The organism is Agrobacterium vitis (assembly GCF_013426735.1).
Lineage (GTDB): Bacteria > Pseudomonadota > Alphaproteobacteria > Rhizobiales > Rhizobiaceae > Allorhizobium > Allorhizobium vitis_D.
Genome location: NZ_AP023272.1, coordinates 2,836,672 through 2,851,850, shown reverse-complemented (window position 1 = coordinate 2,851,850; position 15,179 = coordinate 2,836,672). Strand labels below are relative to the sequence as shown.

Sequence of the window (15,179 nt, the reverse complement as noted above, 5' to 3'; positions counted from 1 at the left end):
TGCTGCCTTGATGGACCGGTAGCGGTCATTCAATCCCGGCAGGTCGATATCGCCTCGCTTTGTTTTGATGCGCGCATGCTTATTCAACACAGTGTTGTGAGCGCGTCGGGCCTGACAAGCTTTGGCCATATTGATATGGGACCGCCAGACTGTGGAATAAGCTGGTTGTTCGACCCGCGCTGAAGCCTCGCCTTCGCCCGGGTTCAAAAGAAACTCTTTAGGGCAGAGGGCTTTTGGAACAAGCGATAGCGGCAAACGTTTCCGGCGATGAAAACAATGATTGCGGAACGCCTCCGGCTTTATTAAGCACAATGCCTTCATGGGACATGATCATCTCCCATGGGCTAAAGCGTTTCGGGATCGGTGGATCGGTAGGGAAATAGAAGACTATGGCGGACAAGATTAAACTGGTTTCGGTCTCTCGCAGAGCGTTGCTGAGAGGCGCGGCATTGGTGGGAGCATCCACGCTGGCCGGGACCGCCATGGCGCAATCTGCCGTCGATGAGCTGATAAATGCTCGCTCGCGGGGCAATTGGGACGACCAGTTCGATGCCCAAACGTCACGTGCGGTCGCCTCGGTGACGTCAAATTCGCCGATGTTGAGTGCCACCAACCTGCCGAACCTGCAATTGGCCATTTCCGCCTATCAGCAGATCGTCGCCCAGGGCGGTTGGCCGCAAGTTAACCCCTCGGTGAAATTGAAACTCGGCTCTATTGATCCGGTTGTGCAGCAACTGCGCCAACGCCTGATGATCTCAGGCGATCTTGGGCAGGAAGCGGGCATGTCCAATTCTTTCGATACCTATGTTGATGGTGCCGTGAAGCGTTTTCAGGCTCGTCACGGTCTACCCACAGATGGTGCGCTTGGCGAATATACGCTGAAAGCGATGAATATTTCTGCCGATGTGCGTCTTAACCAGCTCAATACCAATCTGGTGCGCCTGCAGGCAATGTCCGGTGATCTGGGCAACCGGTATGTCATGGTCAACATTCCCTCGATGTCTATCGAGGCTGTCGAAAATGATCGCGTTGCATTGCGTACCAATGCCGTTGTTGGACGTATCGACCGCCCGACCCATTCCATCAATTCCAAGATCTATGAAGTCATCCTGAATCCCTACTGGACTGCGCCGCGCTCGATCGTCGAAAAGGACATCGTGCCGCTGATGCGCAAGGACCCCACTTATCTGACGCGCAACAATATCCGTCTCTTCGATGGCAAAGGCCAGGAAGTGGCCCCGGAGACTGTGGATTGGAACGCGCCAAAGGCTCCGAACCTGATGTTCCGTCAGGACCCTGGCAAGATCAACGCCATGGCCTCGACGAAGATCAACTTTCACAATCCCAACAATGAATATCTTCACGATACGCCGCAGCAGGGCCTGTTCAACAAACTGATGCGCTTTGAATCCTCCGGCTGCATGCGCGTCCAGAACGTCCGTGATCTGATCACATGGTTGCTGAGGGATACGCCCGGCTGGAACCGTCAGGAAATCGAGCGGGTCATCTCCACGCGCCAGAACAATGTGATCAAGCTTTCGCAGGAAGTCCCCGTCTATATCGTTTACATCACGGCGTGGTCTGCCAAGGACAATGTCGTGCAGTTCCGTGACGATATCTACAAGCGTGATGGCGATGCCCAGTTGGCGCTGCAAACCAACATTGGCGTGGAGCAAAATCCGGGCCGGATTGAGGACGACAATTTGCCGCAGTAAGTCTTGGCACCAGGCATTCGTACCAAGGGCCGCGCTCAAGTTGCGCGGCCTTTTGTGTTTTTACGCGGACAGCAGTCCGTGTGATACAAGAATAAGCATCTTCTTCCGTTCCGCGCATTGGCGTGCAAATGTCGCTCTGTTGTCTTGCTCTTGGGGCGCGAGGACGTTAAGACGCGCACGCATCAACGCTTTCAGGAGACTGCGATCATGGCCAATACCGATGCTTTCTTTTCCCGTCCGCTTGCCGAAACCGACCCGGATATTTTTGGTGCGATTGAAAAGGAGCTCGGTCGTCAACGCCATGAAATCGAGCTGATTGCGTCTGAAAACATCGTCTCGCGCGCCGTGCTGGAAGCGCAAGGCTCGATCATGACCAACAAATATGCCGAGGGCTATCCGGGCAAGCGCTATTACGGTGGCTGTCAGTTCGTGGATATTGCCGAGGAATTGGCGATTGAGCGCGCCAAGAAGCTGTTTGGCGTCAATTTTGCCAATGTTCAGCCCAATTCCGGTTCGCAGATGAACCAGGCCGTGTTCCTGGCACTGTTGCAGCCCGGCGATACTTTCATGGGTCTCGACCTGAATTCCGGGGGCCATCTGACCCACGGTTCGCCGGTCAACATGTCCGGCAAGTGGTTCAACGTCGTCTCCTATGGCGTGCGTCAGGACGATAATCTGCTGGACATGGATGCGGTGGCTGAATCGGCCCGCAAACACAAGCCCAAGCTGATCATCGCCGGTGGCACAGCCTATTCGCGGATCTGGGACTGGAAGCGCTTCCGCGAGATCGCCGACGAAGTCGGCGCCTATCTGATGGTTGATATGGCCCATATCGCCGGTCTGGTGGCCGGTAACCAGCATCCGTCGCCGTTCCCGCATTGCCACGTCGCCACCACCACGACCCACAAGTCGCTGCGTGGCCCCCGTGGCGGCATGATCCTCACCAATGACGAGGATCTGGCCAAGAAGTTCAATTCGGCTGTCTTCCCTGGCCTCCAGGGCGGCCCGCTGATGCATGTGATTGCCGCCAAGGCGGTTGCCTTCGGTGAGGCCTTGCAGCCGGAATTCCAGGATTATGCCGCTCAGGTGGTCAAGAACGCCAAGGCCCTGTCCGAAACCCTGGTCAAGGGTGGCCTCGATATCGTCTCCGGCGGTACTGACAACCATTTGATGCTGGTCGATCTGCGCAAGAAGAACGCTACCGGCAAGCGCGCCGAGGCAGCCCTTGGCCGCGCCTATGTCACCTGCAACAAGAACGGCATTCCATTCGATCCTGAAAAGCCCTTCGTCACGTCTGGTGTTCGCCTTGGCACGCCAGCTGGCACGACCCGTGGCTTCAAGGAGGCCGAATTTATCGAAATCGGTAATCTGATCGTTGAGGTTCTCGACGGTCTGAAGGTTGCCAATTCCGACGAGGGCAATAGCGCCGTCGAGGCAAGCGTGCGCGATAAGGTCGTTGGCCTGACGGGTCGTTTCCCGATGTATCCTTACCTGTAAGGAGAAGAGATGCGGTGCCCGTTTTGCGGTTCGGACGATACGCAGGTCAAGGATTCACGCCCGGCGGAGGACAATAGCGCCATTCGCCGGCGCCGGATCTGCCCGGATTGCGGCGGCCGCTTCACCACGTTCGAGCGCGTGCAGCTGCGCGAGCTGACCGTGTTGAAAAAGACGGGCCGTAAGGCGCCTTTTGATCGCAACAAGCTGGTGCGGTCTTTCGAGATCGCCCTTCGCAAACGTCCCGTCGATCGGGACCGGATCGAAAGGGCGGTTTCGGGCATCGTACGGCGGCTGGAAAGCTCCGGCGAGACGGAAATTTCCTCCGAGCAGATCGGTTTGCAGGTGCTGGAAGCGCTGAAAAGCCTCGATGATGTTGCTTTTGTGCGTTACGCCTCGGTCTATCGCGATTTTTCCCATGCCGAGGATTTCGAGCAGGTCATTTCTGAAATTACCGCCAAGATTTCCCAGGACCACGAACCGGGGTAAACATGGTGTGCGAACAGCCTGATGATCAGCGGTTCATGGCAGCGGCGATTAGGCTTGGTCGCAGTCATCTGGGACAAACTCTGACCAACCCGTCGGTCGGCTGTGTGATTGTTGCCGACGGAACCATTGTCGGCTCCGCTGTCACAGCGATTGGCGGACGCCCCCATGCCGAGCGTCAGGCCATTGCCGTGGCCGGCGAAAAGGCCCGCGGTGCTACGGCCTATGTGACGCTTGAACCCTGTTCCCATCATGGCAAGACCCCGCCTTGCGCCGATGCGCTGGTCGAGGCTGGCGTAGCGCGGGTTGTGGTTGCCGTCACCGACCCAGACCCGCGCGTTTCAGGCCGTGGCCTGTCCATCCTGACGGATGCGGGGATCGAGGTGGTAACCGGCGTGCTGGAGCGTGAAGCGCGCTATGGGCTCGCTGCCTATCTGACCCGGCAGACGAAACAGCGCCCGCATGTGACGCTGAAACTGGCGCTGTCGCGTGACGGCATGATTGGCCGGGCGGGCGAGGGGCAGGTGGCGATTACCGGGGCGCTGGCCCGTGCCCAGGTCCAATTGCTGCGCGCCGAGAGTGATGCCATTCTGGTCGGGATCGGCACGGCAAAGGCTGATGATCCAGATCTGACGGTGCGGCTGGCTGGACAGACCCATCGGTCGCCGCTGCGCATCGTGCTCGACCGGCGGCTGGAACTGACCCTCGGTTCGAAACTGGTGCAAACGGCGGGGCAAGTGCCGACGCTTTGCGCCTGCGGTGAGCCTTCCACCTTTGCCTGTACGGAAAGTTTTGAGGAAAGCCGCACGGCATTGCAGGCTGCGGGTGTCCATGTCTGGCCGGTGGCCGATCTTGATGATCTGCTGCGTCAACTGGCTGTGCAGGGGATGTCTTCCCTGCTGGTCGAAGGTGGGGCTGCTGCGGCAAAGGCCTTCCTGAACGCGGGCCTGGTGGATCGCATCCATCTTTACCAGGGACCAGATGAAATCGGCGGTAGTGGACTTGCATCGCCGCTCACGCCTGCCAATATACCGGAGAATTTTCGTCATCTGCGCAGTGTCACTTTCGGCGCGGATCGTTTTGATGAATATGAGCAGGATTTCTGATGTTTACAGGCATTGTCACCGATATCGGCACCGTGGAAGACATCGTGCCTCTGAAGGAAGGCGTAAAGCTGCGCATCGTCACAGCCTATGATCCTGATACAATCGACATGGGCGCTTCCATCGCGCATTCCGGCACCTGCCTGACAGTCACCGGTCTGCCAGAGGCGGGCAGCAATGCGCGGTGGTTTGAAGTGGAAGCCTGGGAAGAAGCCCTGCGGTTGACCACCATCGGTAGCTGGCAAAAAGGCACGCGCATCAACCTGGAGCGCTCGTTGAAAATCGGCGATGAGCTGGGCGGGCATATCGTCTCGGGCCATGTCGATGGCAAGGCCGAGATCCTGGCGATCAAAGCCGAAGGCGATGCGACCCGCTTCACACTGCGGGTGCCTGAGAACCTGGCCCGTTTCGTCGCCCCGAAGGGCTCAGTTGCGCTGGACGGAACCTCGCTGACGGTCAATGGTGTCGAGGGGTGCGACTTCGACATCCTGCTGATCCGCCACACGCTTGAGGTCACCACCTGGGGCGACCGGCAAGTCGGCGATTTCGTCAATTTCGAAGTCGATACCATGGCGCGCTATGCGGCAAGGCTCGCGGAATTTCCAAAGGCGTAAAAACTTACGCGCTTTGTGAGAAAAGGCGGAAGGGCCGGTCAGCCCCTTCCGCACATATCCATCAAGCCGAGGTAAACACCGAGATGCTGCCGTCATCGACCGTGATCATGCCGACAATGGTCGTGACATCGACGCCCTGGCCATCGAGCTGACGCATCAGTTTCGGATTGGCAATAATAGCGGCCTGCAACTTTCGCGCCTGGGCGGAATGTGGGTCCTGGGCATCCAGCGCCTGGCGCATCGGGTCGGATGTCTGAAGGCCACGCAACGGCACGACTGTCAACCGCTTGCCGACAACGGGTTGTACGGATTGCGGGGCTTGTACGGATTGGGGCCGACCATCTTCAGAGGCCATCTCAACGGCAGCCTGGGATACACCACCGAAAGAGATGGCAGCAACGGTGGAAGCACTGAATACATGTCCGATACGGTTCATCGGTAATCTCCTGATCCAAATTATCCCCCGGCTTATCTCGTCTTAAACGCTCGCCGGTGATGACTGATGTGCGTCGCAACAAAGGCGATTTCCAGCCCGCAAACTGCCTTGATGGGTTACAAATCCGTCATCTTGATTTTCATCAAATCGCCATGTTTAGCGCGGGCGAAAGTGTCGTCGCTGGCCACTTGCCGCTACCGTTTTTCTGGTCCGGATTTTCGCAAAATTACTGATATTTATCAGCGGTCTGACGAAGGACGTCGTTTGTTGAGGCTGTATCACTGGCGCGCCATCCAATGACCAGCGAGTCAGTAAAATCTCTCCTACCGGCGCAAAACCGATACTTTCCGGGCTTGGTCACAATAATGTGCGATAGCGCTGGCGGTGGCGGGCCAAGGGAGCGGTATTGCCAGGCTTTAGCGGCATTTCGGCGGGTTTTTCGGAAAAACACTTGCCATTCGGGGTAGGGCATGGTTTGACCCCGCATCCAATCATTGCCATTTTCTCCATCCGTTCCGGGGTGACCGCTTATGTCTGACCAGTATTCCGCACCGCACCTTCTTATTGTCGAGGCCCGTTTCTACGACGACATGGCCGATGCGCTGCTGGACGGCGCCAAGGCGGTGCTGGATGAGGCAGGCGCCAGCTACGACATCGTCACCGTCATGGGCGCGCTCGAAGTTCCCGCGGCTATTTCCATGGCGCTCGACGGTGCCGACAATGGCGGCGTGGTATACGATGGCTATGTGGCTCTCGGCATGGTTATCAGGGGTGAGACCTATCACTTCGATATCGTCGCCAACGAATCCTCCCGCGCCCTGATGGATCTTTCCGTGTCCGAATCGCTTGCCATCGGCAACGGCATCCTGACGGTAGAGAATGACGAGCAGGCCTGGGCCCGCGTCAAGCGGACGGACAAGGACAAGGGTGGCTTTGCCGCTCGCGCCGCTTTGACAATGATTGCCCTGAAGCAGAAATTTGGTGGCTGAACCGATGACGACCGAAAATAACAAACCACCGGTAAAGACCGCCAACCAGCGCGGCGCGGCACGGCTTGCCGCCGTGCAGGCGCTTTACCAGATGGATATCGGCGGCACCGGCGTTCTCGAAGTCGTTGCTGAATACGAAACCCATCGTCTCGGTCAGGAAATCGACGGCGAAACCTATCTGAAGGCCGATGCCTCCTGGTTCCGCTCCATCGTGGCAGGCGTGGTGCGCGACCAGACCAAGATTGACCCGCTGATTCGCCAGGCGTTGCAGGACGATTGGTCGCTGGCGCGGGTGGATAGCACGGTGCGGGCCATTCTACGCGCTGGCACATTCGAATTGCTGGAGCGCAAGGACGTACCCGTTGCGGTGATCGTCACGGAATATGTCGAGATTGCCCACGCCTTTTTCCAGGAAGACGAGCCTAAGCTGGTCAATGCGGTGCTGGACCGGATTGCCAAGCAGGTCCGGGTTCCCGCAGTCAAGTAACAGCCCTTCGGGGGAGGGGCAGGGACATGGCAGTGGAAAGTGGCACTGGCCTTGAACATCAGTTGCGAGGTGCCAAGCGCACCGTTGCTATTCTGACCGCTGCCCAGGCGGTTCTGGGCTCTGTTGCCCCGCTGTCCTTTTCCCTGGGCGGGCTTGCCGGTTATCAAATGCTCGGTGCCGACAAATCGCTGGCGACAGCGCCACTCACCGGCTTCAACATTGGCGTGGCCCTTGGCGCTGTGGCCATTGCCATTGCCTCCCGGTTGTTTGGCCGCAAGGCTGCATTCATCATCGGGGCAGGTTCGGCGGCGATTGGCGGACTGGTCGCCACGCTGGCGCTATTTAAGATCGATTTCTGGCTGTTTGCCTTCGGCCTGCTGCTGATCGGCCTGTCCAGCGGCTTTACCCAGAAGATCCGCTTTGCCGCCGCCGACAGTTCGCCCAGCTATTTCAAGGGCGAGGCTATCTCCTGGATTCTTGCCGGCGGTATCGTTTCGGCGATCCTTGGTCCGCAATTGGCGATCTGGCTGAAAGATCTGTTCGAGCCGGTGTTGTTTGCCGGTGCCTTCCTGGCGCTGGCACCGCTGATGCTGCTGGCCATTGGGATTCTCAGCTTCGTTCATCTAGGACAGCCGCTCGGCCACCACGATGACAGCGCCAAGCCCGCTCGCTCGCTGCGCGAGATCGTGCTGACGCAACGGTTCATCACCGGGATGATCTGCGGCATCTGCACCTATGCACTGATGACTTTCATGATGACCGGTGCGCCGCTCGCCATGGTGATCGGCTGCGGCTTTACCTCCGATCAGGCAACACTCGGCATTCAATGGCATGTCATCGCCATGTTTGCGCCAAGCTTTTTCACCGGACGGCTGATCCGCCGGTTCGGGGCGGAAAAGATCGTTGCCGCCGGTCTGCTGATCTTAATGGGCTGCGCCGTCGTTGCTCACATGGGCGTTGAACTCTGGAACTTCTGGGGTGCGCTGGTGCTGCTCGGCATCGGCTGGAATTTCGGCTTCATCGGTGCGACAGCCATCGTCGCCTCCTCCTATCGACCGCAGGAAGCCGATAAGGTCCAGGGTTTCCATGACATCATCCTGTTCAGCACGGTTGCCCTCTCGTCCTTTTCTTCCGGCAAGGTGTTTACTGCCTATGGCTGGTCGGTGATGAACCTGGTGATCTGGCCGGTGACCGTGCTGTGCCTCGCGCTGATTGCGCTGCAATTGCTTGCCGAGCATCGCGCCAAGGCCTGACGGCTCCCGATCGCCCCAACAAAGCCCTTCACGGTGGAACATTTTCCATCGGTTCTCGATTGCGTTCAGGCATGGCAGGGCGCTTTGAAATCCGGTTGCACACTCTTGACCTTTGGAGCGGGAGAAGCGCACTCTGCCTTAGAAACAGGCAACGTCCTTGGAGGAGAGGGCGGTGTCCAACAGGGAGGCGTTGGAATGGCAGTTCTGTTAGGCGTAATTTTATGTGGCTTGATTTCCGTGGCCTATGCGGTCTGGGCAACGCAGGCGGTATTGGCTGCCGACCAGGGCACGCCGCGTATGCAGGAAATCGCAGGCTATATCCGCGAAGGGGCGCAGGCCTATCTGGCCCGACAATATCTGACTATCGCTATCGTCGGTGCCGTGGTGTTTGCAGGCGTCTGGTACTTGCTGTCGGGAGAGGCCGCCATCGGCTTTCTGATCGGCGCGGTTCTCTCCGGTGCCGCAGGCTTTATCGGTATGCATGTGTCGGTGCGCGCCAATGTCCGCACCGCGCAGGCCTCGGCTCAGAGCCTGACCGCCGGTCTCGACATTGCCTTCAAATCCGGGGCCATTACCGGCATGTTGGTGGCAGGTCTCGCCCTTCTCGGCGTCTCCGTCTATTATTGCGTCCTGACCTATGGACTCGGTCATGCCAGCGGCTCGCGCGATGTGATCGATGCGTTGGTGGCACTCGGCTTCGGCGCTTCGCTGATCTCGATCTTCGCCCGGCTTGGCGGCGGTATCTTCACCAAGGGCGCTGATGTCGGTGGCGATCTCGTCGGCAAGGTCGAGGCGGGCATTCCCGAGGACGATCCGCGCAACCCGGCAACCATTGCCGATAATGTCGGGGATAATGTCGGGGATTGCGCTGGCATGGCCGCCGACCTGTTCGAGACCTATGCGGTCTCCGTGGTCGCCACCATGGTGTTGGCGGCAATTTTCTTCGCAGGCAGCGCGATACTGGAAAGCGCCATGATCTATCCGCTGGCGATTTGCGGCACCTGCATCCTGACCTCGATTGCCGGTACGTTTTTCGTCAAGCTCGGCGTCAACGGCTCGATCATGGGCGCGCTCTACAAGGGCCTGATTGTTACCGGTCTGCTGTCTATCGTCGGGCTTGCCGTGGCAACGCAACTTACAATCGGCTGGGGTACGGTCGGGAGCGTTGCGGGCCAAGCGATTACCGGCGTCAACCTGTTCATCTGCGGCCTTCTCGGCCTGGTCGTGACCGCGCTGATCGTTGTCATCACCGAATACTATACCGGAACCAACAAACGCCCGGTCAATTCCATCGCCCAGGCGTCGGTGACCGGTCACGGTACCAATGTTATCCAGGGGCTGGCGGTTTCCCTTGAGTCAACCGCGCTTCCGGCGCTGGTGATTATCGGCGGCATCATCTCCACTTATCAGTTGGCCGGTCTGTTCGGCACCGCCATCGCCGTCACCACCATGCTGGGGCTGGCGGGGATGATCGTCGCGCTCGATGCGTTCGGCCCCGTCACCGACAATGCCGGTGGCATCGCCGAAATGGCGCATCTGCCGCCGGAGGTGCGCAAAGTGACCGATGCGCTGGACGCTGTTGGCAATACAACCAAGGCCGTCACCAAAGGCTATGCCATCGGCTCAGCCGGGCTGGGCGCGCTGGTACTGTTTGCCGCCTATTCCAACGATCTGCAATATTTCGCTGCGAATGGTGATCAATATCCCTATTTTGCCGGGATCGGCGACATTTCCTTCAGCCTCTCCAATCCGTATGTGGTGGCCGGGCTGATCTTCGGCGGTCTCATTCCCTATCTGTTTGGCGGTATCGCCATGACGGCGGTGGGCCGGGCCGCTGGCTCCATCGTGGAGGAAGTGCGTCGCCAGTTTCGTGAAAAGCCCGGCATCATGCAGGGCACCGAGAAACCGGATTATGGCCGCGCCGTGGATATCCTCACCAAGGCGGCAATCCGCGAAATGATCGTGCCGTCGTTGTTGCCGGTGCTGGCGCCCATCGTCGTCTATTTCGGTGTGCTGCTGGTGTCCGGCTCCAAGGCCTCGGCCTTCGCGGCGCTGGGTGCATCCTTGCTGGGCGTGATCGTCAACGGCCTGTTCGTGGCAATTTCCATGACATCGGGCGGTGGCGCCTGGGACAATGCCAAGAAGAGCTTTGAGGACGGTTTTGTTGACAAGGATGGCACAACGCATCTGAAAGGGTCAGACGCCCATAAGGCGTCCGTCACCGGCGATACGGTTGGTGATCCCTACAAGGATACGGCAGGTCCTGCTGTCAATCCGGCCATCAAGATCACCAATATCGTTGCCCTGTTGCTGCTGGCCATTCTGGCCGGCTGAGGGTGTTTGATACAACGCAATACAGAAAAACCCGCGACCGTGAGGCCGCGGGTTTTGTTTTGATATCGAGGCTCTGCTTATTGGAAGCCGAGCATGTTCTTGATGCTGTTGGTAGCGCCGTTGCCGCCCGACAGAATCTGTTGCAGGAAGCTGAGGTCCTTGCCGCCGGTTGGCGTGGTGCGCGACACCATGTCGAAGACCTTGCCGTCCTTCATGCTGTAGTTGGCGCGCCGGGCCACGGTGCCGTTCTTGTCGAAGTAAATCGCCAAGACCTGCTGATCGACCAGCTGTTGCTTCATAAAGGCTACGGGGCGCTTACGGGTCTGGGAGATATAATAGAATACCTCGCCATCGAAGGTCGCCGTGGTGGACGGCGTGCCGAGCGATAGCAGGACCTGTTCACGGCTGGCACCGACTGGCACCAGATCGAGCGCCTTCGGGTCCACAATATAGCCGTTATGGAAAACTTCGCCGGTCGTGCAGCCGGTCAAGCCGCCGGTTGCGATCAGCAAAGTCATCGCGGCCAGGCCGATTGCCCTGGCGTCGGGCCGGAAATACCGTCTCTTCAATGATGCATCTCCCATCATGCTCTCTTCTGCCCGCCTGCAGGCCAGGTTCGTTCTTGCGCCAGCCATTTCTTGCGCCAGTCGCTTCTTGTGCTTATCCGCTTGCGTCTTGCCCATATCATTGTGGCCTTTCCGGGGAAACCGAAAAGACAGAGCAACGATATGTTTCAAGCTCCAACTCGCTTTGCCCGATGCGATTGCCATCGGCAAGGGCCGGTCCGGTAAAACGGCATTGCAATTCATCACTGCTTCGGTAAACCAGCTTTAGCCATCATGCAACATCGGTCGGGCCGTCGCGCCTCTTTCTCCAGGGATCGGACGAATAGCCGGCAACACGTAAAATAGGCGCTGCGATGATTTTTACCCTGTTCAAGACCCGCCGGAACAACCGCCAGATTATCGACCGCCAATATGCCGTGCTGATGGAAGCCGCCCGTGTACCGCTGTTTTACGAGGCGCTCGATGTGCCGGATACCGTGATGGGCCGCTTTGAAATGCTGTCGCTGGTGCTGATTCTCTATCTGCGCCGCACGGCGAAATCTGAGCGCAGCGGCCAGGAAGTGGCGCAGGAAATCATCGACGCGTTTTTTCAGGATGTCGATCATTCCATCCGGGAATTGGGGGTTGGCGACCAGACCGTACCCAAACGGATGAAAAAATTGGCAGGAATGTTCTATGGCCGCCTTGAAACCTACGGCAAGGCACTCGATTTGAAGGATGAAAGTGCGCTTGCCGCCGGCTTTCGGCGCAATATCCATCCAGACGTGCCGGAAGCCGCTCGTCCGGCCATGACGGATTTGGCCCATTGGGCCATCACATCAGAAACATATCTTTTACAAACGACGGAAGAGGCCGTGATCACCGGATCGCTGGCATTTCCTCTTCCAGAGCAGCAGGTTCATCGATGAAATCGCAAGGCCAGACCCCGGCAAACACGCCTTTTTCCTATCACGTCAAGGTCGGACATGTCTCCGCCAATGCCGTGCGGGTGCGCCTTGAGGCCAATGACGCCGAGCGGCAGGGCTTGGCGCAACTGTGGAAAGTGCTGGCTGTCCGTTCCCTGAAGGCTGAACTTCAGATCAGTCGCTGGAAGCGCGACGGTGTGCGCATCAAGGGCGTGGTGGAAGGCGAGATCGAGCAGGCCTGCGTCGTGACGCTGGAGCCGGTGCTGACGCAGATTAGCGAGCAGGTGGAACAGGTCTTCGTGCCTGAGGGTTCCAAGCTTGCCCGCATCGTGCTGGACGGCCAGGGCGAAATGGTGTTGGACCCGGATGGACCGGACGCGCCGGAACCCTTTGTCGGTGACACGATCGATGCAGGCGCGCTGGTCGCCGAGTTTGCCGCCATGGCAATCGATCCATATCCGCGCAAGCCGGGCGCTGAGTTTTCAGGTCATAACGAGGATACAGGCGCGCAGATCATTCGCCCATCGCCCTTTGCCGCCCTTAAAGACTGGAAAAAGGACTAGATTGACAGTCGGGCCTTGACGATGAACCACAAATAAGTTGTACGCCAGACCAAAACCGGTATTTTGGCCGAAAATTTCACCTGGGGGTGAAAAAGAAGGGATTAAGACGCGTGGTCAAAATTTCTCTCGACGTCATGGGGGGCGATTTCGGTCCCGAAGTCGTTATTCCGGGCGCCGCCCGGGCGCTGGAGCGCCATCCGGAGATTACATTCATCCTGTTTGGCCAGCGGGAAAAGTGCGAGCCTTTTCTTGCCAAATATCCAAAATTGAAAGCAAAATCCGTCTTCCACGATTGCGAAGTGGCAATCGCCATGGACGAAAAGCCAAGCCAGGCGCTGCGTCGTGGCCGCTATGTCTCCAGCATGTGGCGTTCTATTGAGGCTGTGAAGACGGGCGAGGCGGATGTCGTCGTGTCTGCCGGCAATACCGGCGCACTGATGGCCATGTCCAAGTTCTGCCTGCGCACCATGGCCAATGTGGAGCGCCCGGCGATTGCCGGGATCTGGCCGACCCTGAAGGGGGAAAGCATTGTGCTTGATATCGGCGCCACCATTGGTGCCGATGCGCAACAACTGCTGGATTTCGCCGTCATGGGCGGCGCTATGGCCCGGGCTTTATTCCAGATTGATCGTCCTTCGATTGGCTTGTTGAATGTCGGCGTCGAGGAAATCAAGGGTCAGGAAGAAGTGCGCGAAGCGGGCCGCATGTTGCGTGAGGCAGGTCTGGACACCCTAAACTATGCCGGTTTCGTCGAGGGAGACGATCTCGGCAAGGGCACGGTCGATGTCGTCGTCACGGAAGGCTTCACCGGCAATATCGCCCTGAAGGCTGCCGAAGGCACGGCGCGCCAGATTGCCACCTATCTGAGGGCAGCCATGTCGCGCAGCCTGATGTCGAAGATCGGCTATTTCTTCGCCAAGGGGGCGTTTGATGCGCTGAAGGACAAGATGGACCCGCGCAAGGTGAATGGCGGCGTCTTTCTCGGTCTGAACGGCATTGTCATCAAGAGCCATGGCGGTACGGACGCGGAAGGTTTCGGTTCAGCCATCGAGGTTGGCTATGACATGGCGCGCAATGGTTTGACCCAGAAAATTGAAAATGATTTGAAACTTTATCACACTCGCTTTCCATCGACGTCCAGGGCTGGTTCCTCCAGCGCCGGGCCGGAAGCAGCGTGAAGGACAGGATAAATATAAAATGATTCGTTCAGTTGTTCGCGGTGTTGGCTCGGCTTTGCCCAAGCGGCTATTGAGTAACCGCGAAATGGAAACCCTGGTCGACACGTCGGACGACTGGATCGTTCAACGCACCGGCATCCGGCAGCGCTATATCGCCGGCGAGGGGGAGACCACCGCTTCGCTTGGCGCTGAGGCTGCCTTGAAGGCGCTTGAGGCCGCCGGTCTCACGCCTGCCGATATCGATATGATCATCTGCGCCACATCGACGCCCGACAACACCTTTCCGTCGGCTGCTGTGAATATCCAGAACCGGCTTGGCATGACCCATGGGTTTGCCTTTGACGTTCAGGCCGTCTGCACCGGGTTCGTCTATGCGATGACGACGGCGGATGCCTATATTCGTGGCGGACTGGCAAAGCGGGTGCTGGTCATCGGCGCAGAGACCTTTTCGCGTATTCTCGACTGGCAGGACCGTACCACCTGTGTACTGTTCGGCGACGGCGCTGGCGCTCTGGTGTTGGAAGCGGTCGAAGGGCAGGGAACCATTGCCGATCGCGGTGTGCTGACGGCGCATCTGCGCTCGGACGGCTCGCACAAGGACAAGCTTTATGTGGATGGCGGTCCTTCCACGACAGGCACCGTCGGCCATTTGCGCATGGAAGGCCGTGAAGTCTTCAAACATGCCGTCGGCATGATCGCCGATGTGATCGAGCAGTCCTTTGCGGCGTCGGGCCTGACAGCCGAGGATGTTGATTGGCTGGTGCCGCATCAGGCCAATCGCCGCATTATCGACGGTGCGGCGAAAAAACTGGATATTCCCCTGGAAAAAGTTGTCATCACCGTCGATCAGCACGGCAATACATCTGCCGCCTCGATTCCACTGGCGATTTCGGTTGCGGTCGCCGATGGCCGGATCAAGCAAGGCGACCTGGTGCTGTTGGAAGCCATGGGCGGCGGATTTACCTGGGGCGCGCTGCTGCTACGCTGGTAGTTGCCGCAAAAACAAGTTGTTAACGGCGCTTGACCGATTGCGTTCATATCAATAGTCTCTGAGTA

General features: G+C 58.5%; 16 protein-coding genes. 14 read left to right on the top strand and 2 right to left on the bottom strand.

Annotated features, from left to right (window positions below; genetic code table 11):
* Positions 1–389: 389 nt before the first annotated feature.
* The 5 genes from H1Y61_RS13320 to H1Y61_RS13300 all read left to right on the top strand — a co-directional run bounded on the left by H1Y61_RS13320 (position 390) and on the right by H1Y61_RS13300 (position 5,412).
* The gene (locus tag H1Y61_RS13320; protein WP_041696415.1) at positions 390–1,715 is read left to right on the top strand and encodes a L,D-transpeptidase family protein; all 1,326 of its coding nucleotides are present in this window, start codon (positions 390–392) and stop codon (positions 1,713–1,715) included.
* 207 nt (positions 1,716–1,922) lie between these two features.
* Positions 1,923–3,212, top strand: coding sequence for a serine hydroxymethyltransferase (glyA, locus tag H1Y61_RS13315; RefSeq protein WP_060715809.1), 1,290 nt, complete (start codon positions 1,923–1,925; stop codon positions 3,210–3,212).
* Between the two features lie 9 nt (positions 3,213–3,221).
* A complete protein-coding gene (nrdR, locus tag H1Y61_RS13310; RefSeq protein WP_015915579.1) occupies positions 3,222–3,698 on the top strand; it encodes a transcriptional regulator NrdR in 477 nt (158 codons plus the stop codon).
* 2 nt (positions 3,699–3,700) lie between these two features.
* Positions 3,701–4,801 (top strand): bifunctional diaminohydroxyphosphoribosylaminopyrimidine deaminase/5-amino-6-(5-phosphoribosylamino)uracil reductase RibD, encoded by a 1,101-nt coding sequence (ribD, locus tag H1Y61_RS13305; protein ID WP_180572859.1) that lies wholly within the window; start codon positions 3,701–3,703, stop codon positions 4,799–4,801.
* Positions 4,801–5,412: a riboflavin synthase gene (locus H1Y61_RS13300; RefSeq protein ID WP_156553546.1), complete on the top strand. Its 612-nt coding sequence runs from the start codon at positions 4,801–4,803 to the stop codon at positions 5,410–5,412. The genes ribD and H1Y61_RS13300 overlap by 1 nt, the downstream gene beginning before the upstream one ends.
* Before the next feature lie 61 nt (positions 5,413–5,473).
* Here H1Y61_RS13300 and H1Y61_RS13295 read toward each other — a convergent pair whose 3' ends face one another.
* Positions 5,474–5,848: a hypothetical protein gene (locus H1Y61_RS13295; protein ID WP_180572858.1), complete on the bottom strand. Its 375-nt coding sequence runs from the start codon at positions 5,846–5,848 to the stop codon at positions 5,474–5,476.
* A gap of 66 nt (positions 5,849–5,914) precedes the next feature.
* Here H1Y61_RS13295 and H1Y61_RS13290 point away from each other — a divergent pair, with 66 nt between their 5' ends.
* The 5 genes from H1Y61_RS13290 to H1Y61_RS13270 all read left to right on the top strand — a co-directional run bounded on the left by H1Y61_RS13290 (position 5,915) and on the right by H1Y61_RS13270 (position 10,911).
* Complete coding sequence (locus H1Y61_RS13290; RefSeq protein ID WP_180572857.1) at positions 5,915–6,148, top strand: hypothetical protein; 234 nt, start codon at positions 5,915–5,917, stop codon at positions 6,146–6,148.
* A 230-nt stretch (positions 6,149–6,378) separates the two neighbouring features.
* Complete coding sequence (gene ribH, locus H1Y61_RS13285; RefSeq protein WP_015915583.1) at positions 6,379–6,837, top strand: 6,7-dimethyl-8-ribityllumazine synthase; 459 nt, start codon at positions 6,379–6,381, stop codon at positions 6,835–6,837.
* A 4-nt stretch (positions 6,838–6,841) separates the two neighbouring features.
* Complete coding sequence (nusB, locus tag H1Y61_RS13280) at positions 6,842–7,324, top strand: transcription antitermination factor NusB (RefSeq protein WP_174110489.1); 483 nt, start codon at positions 6,842–6,844, stop codon at positions 7,322–7,324.
* Between the two features lie 26 nt (positions 7,325–7,350).
* Positions 7,351–8,577 carry an MFS transporter gene (locus H1Y61_RS13275; RefSeq protein WP_180572856.1) on the top strand — a complete coding sequence of 409 codons (1,227 nt, stop codon included), beginning with the start codon at positions 7,351–7,353 and terminating at the stop codon, positions 8,575–8,577.
* 195 nt (positions 8,578–8,772) lie between these two features.
* Positions 8,773–10,911, top strand: coding sequence for a sodium-translocating pyrophosphatase (locus H1Y61_RS13270; RefSeq protein WP_180572855.1), 2,139 nt, complete (start codon positions 8,773–8,775; stop codon positions 10,909–10,911).
* 77 nt (positions 10,912–10,988) lie between these two features.
* Here the strand turns inward: H1Y61_RS13270 and H1Y61_RS13265 are convergent, their stop codons facing one another.
* Positions 10,989–11,495: an outer membrane protein assembly factor BamE gene (locus tag H1Y61_RS13265; protein WP_174110523.1), complete on the bottom strand. Its 507-nt coding sequence runs from the start codon at positions 11,493–11,495 to the stop codon at positions 10,989–10,991.
* A 335-nt stretch (positions 11,496–11,830) separates the two neighbouring features.
* Between H1Y61_RS13265 and H1Y61_RS13260 the strand changes: the two genes are divergently transcribed.
* The 4 genes from H1Y61_RS13260 (at position 11,831) to H1Y61_RS13245 (ending at position 15,114) form a co-directional block, all read left to right on the top strand.
* On the top strand, positions 11,831–12,385 hold the full coding sequence (locus H1Y61_RS13260) for a ubiquinol-cytochrome C chaperone family protein (RefSeq protein ID WP_180572854.1): 555 nt from the start codon (positions 11,831–11,833) through the stop codon (positions 12,383–12,385).
* Entirely contained in the window at positions 12,382–12,945 is a 564-nt protein-coding gene (locus tag H1Y61_RS13255) for a YceD family protein (RefSeq protein WP_180572853.1), read from the top strand. Before H1Y61_RS13260 ends, H1Y61_RS13255 begins: the two co-directional genes overlap by 4 nt.
* A gap of 110 nt (positions 12,946–13,055) precedes the next feature.
* Entirely contained in the window at positions 13,056–14,123 is a 1,068-nt protein-coding gene (gene plsX / locus H1Y61_RS13250; RefSeq protein WP_041696419.1) for a phosphate acyltransferase PlsX, read from the top strand.
* A 19-nt stretch (positions 14,124–14,142) separates the two neighbouring features.
* Positions 14,143–15,114, top strand: coding sequence for a beta-ketoacyl-ACP synthase III (locus H1Y61_RS13245; RefSeq protein ID WP_180572852.1), 972 nt, complete (start codon positions 14,143–14,145; stop codon positions 15,112–15,114).
* The last annotated feature ends 65 nt before the right edge of the window (positions 15,115–15,179 follow it).

Bases quoted from the DNA above. Each gene is read 5' to 3' on its own strand.
- H1Y61_RS13275 (WP_180572856.1), top strand. From the start codon at position 7,351: ATGGCAGTGGAAAGTGGCACTGGCCTTGAACATCAGTTGCGAGGTGCC.
- nusB (WP_174110489.1), top strand. From the start codon at position 6,842: ATGACGACCGAAAATAACAAACCACCGGTAAAGACCGCCAACCAGCGC.
- ribH (WP_015915583.1), top strand. From the start codon at position 6,379: ATGTCTGACCAGTATTCCGCACCGCACCTTCTTATTGTCGAGGCCCGT.
- H1Y61_RS13260 (WP_180572854.1), top strand. From the start codon at position 11,831: ATGATTTTTACCCTGTTCAAGACCCGCCGGAACAACCGCCAGATTATC.
- H1Y61_RS13295 (WP_180572858.1), bottom strand. From the start codon at position 5,848: ATGAACCGTATCGGACATGTATTCAGTGCTTCCACCGTTGCTGCCATC.
- H1Y61_RS13320 (WP_041696415.1), top strand. From the start codon at position 390: ATGGCGGACAAGATTAAACTGGTTTCGGTCTCTCGCAGAGCGTTGCTG.
- ribD (WP_180572859.1), top strand. From the start codon at position 3,701: ATGGTGTGCGAACAGCCTGATGATCAGCGGTTCATGGCAGCGGCGATT.
- H1Y61_RS13270 (WP_180572855.1), top strand. From the start codon at position 8,773: ATGGCAGTTCTGTTAGGCGTAATTTTATGTGGCTTGATTTCCGTGGCC.
- H1Y61_RS13290 (WP_180572857.1), top strand. From the start codon at position 5,915: ATGTGCGTCGCAACAAAGGCGATTTCCAGCCCGCAAACTGCCTTGATG.
- H1Y61_RS13300 (WP_156553546.1), top strand. From the start codon at position 4,801: ATGTTTACAGGCATTGTCACCGATATCGGCACCGTGGAAGACATCGTG.
- H1Y61_RS13255 (WP_180572853.1), top strand. From the start codon at position 12,382: ATGAAATCGCAAGGCCAGACCCCGGCAAACACGCCTTTTTCCTATCAC.
- H1Y61_RS13245 (WP_180572852.1), top strand. From the start codon at position 14,143: ATGATTCGTTCAGTTGTTCGCGGTGTTGGCTCGGCTTTGCCCAAGCGG.
- glyA (WP_060715809.1), top strand. From the start codon at position 1,923: ATGGCCAATACCGATGCTTTCTTTTCCCGTCCGCTTGCCGAAACCGAC.
- nrdR (WP_015915579.1), top strand. From the start codon at position 3,222: ATGCGGTGCCCGTTTTGCGGTTCGGACGATACGCAGGTCAAGGATTCA.
- H1Y61_RS13265 (WP_174110523.1), bottom strand. From the start codon at position 11,495: ATGGGAGATGCATCATTGAAGAGACGGTATTTCCGGCCCGACGCCAGG.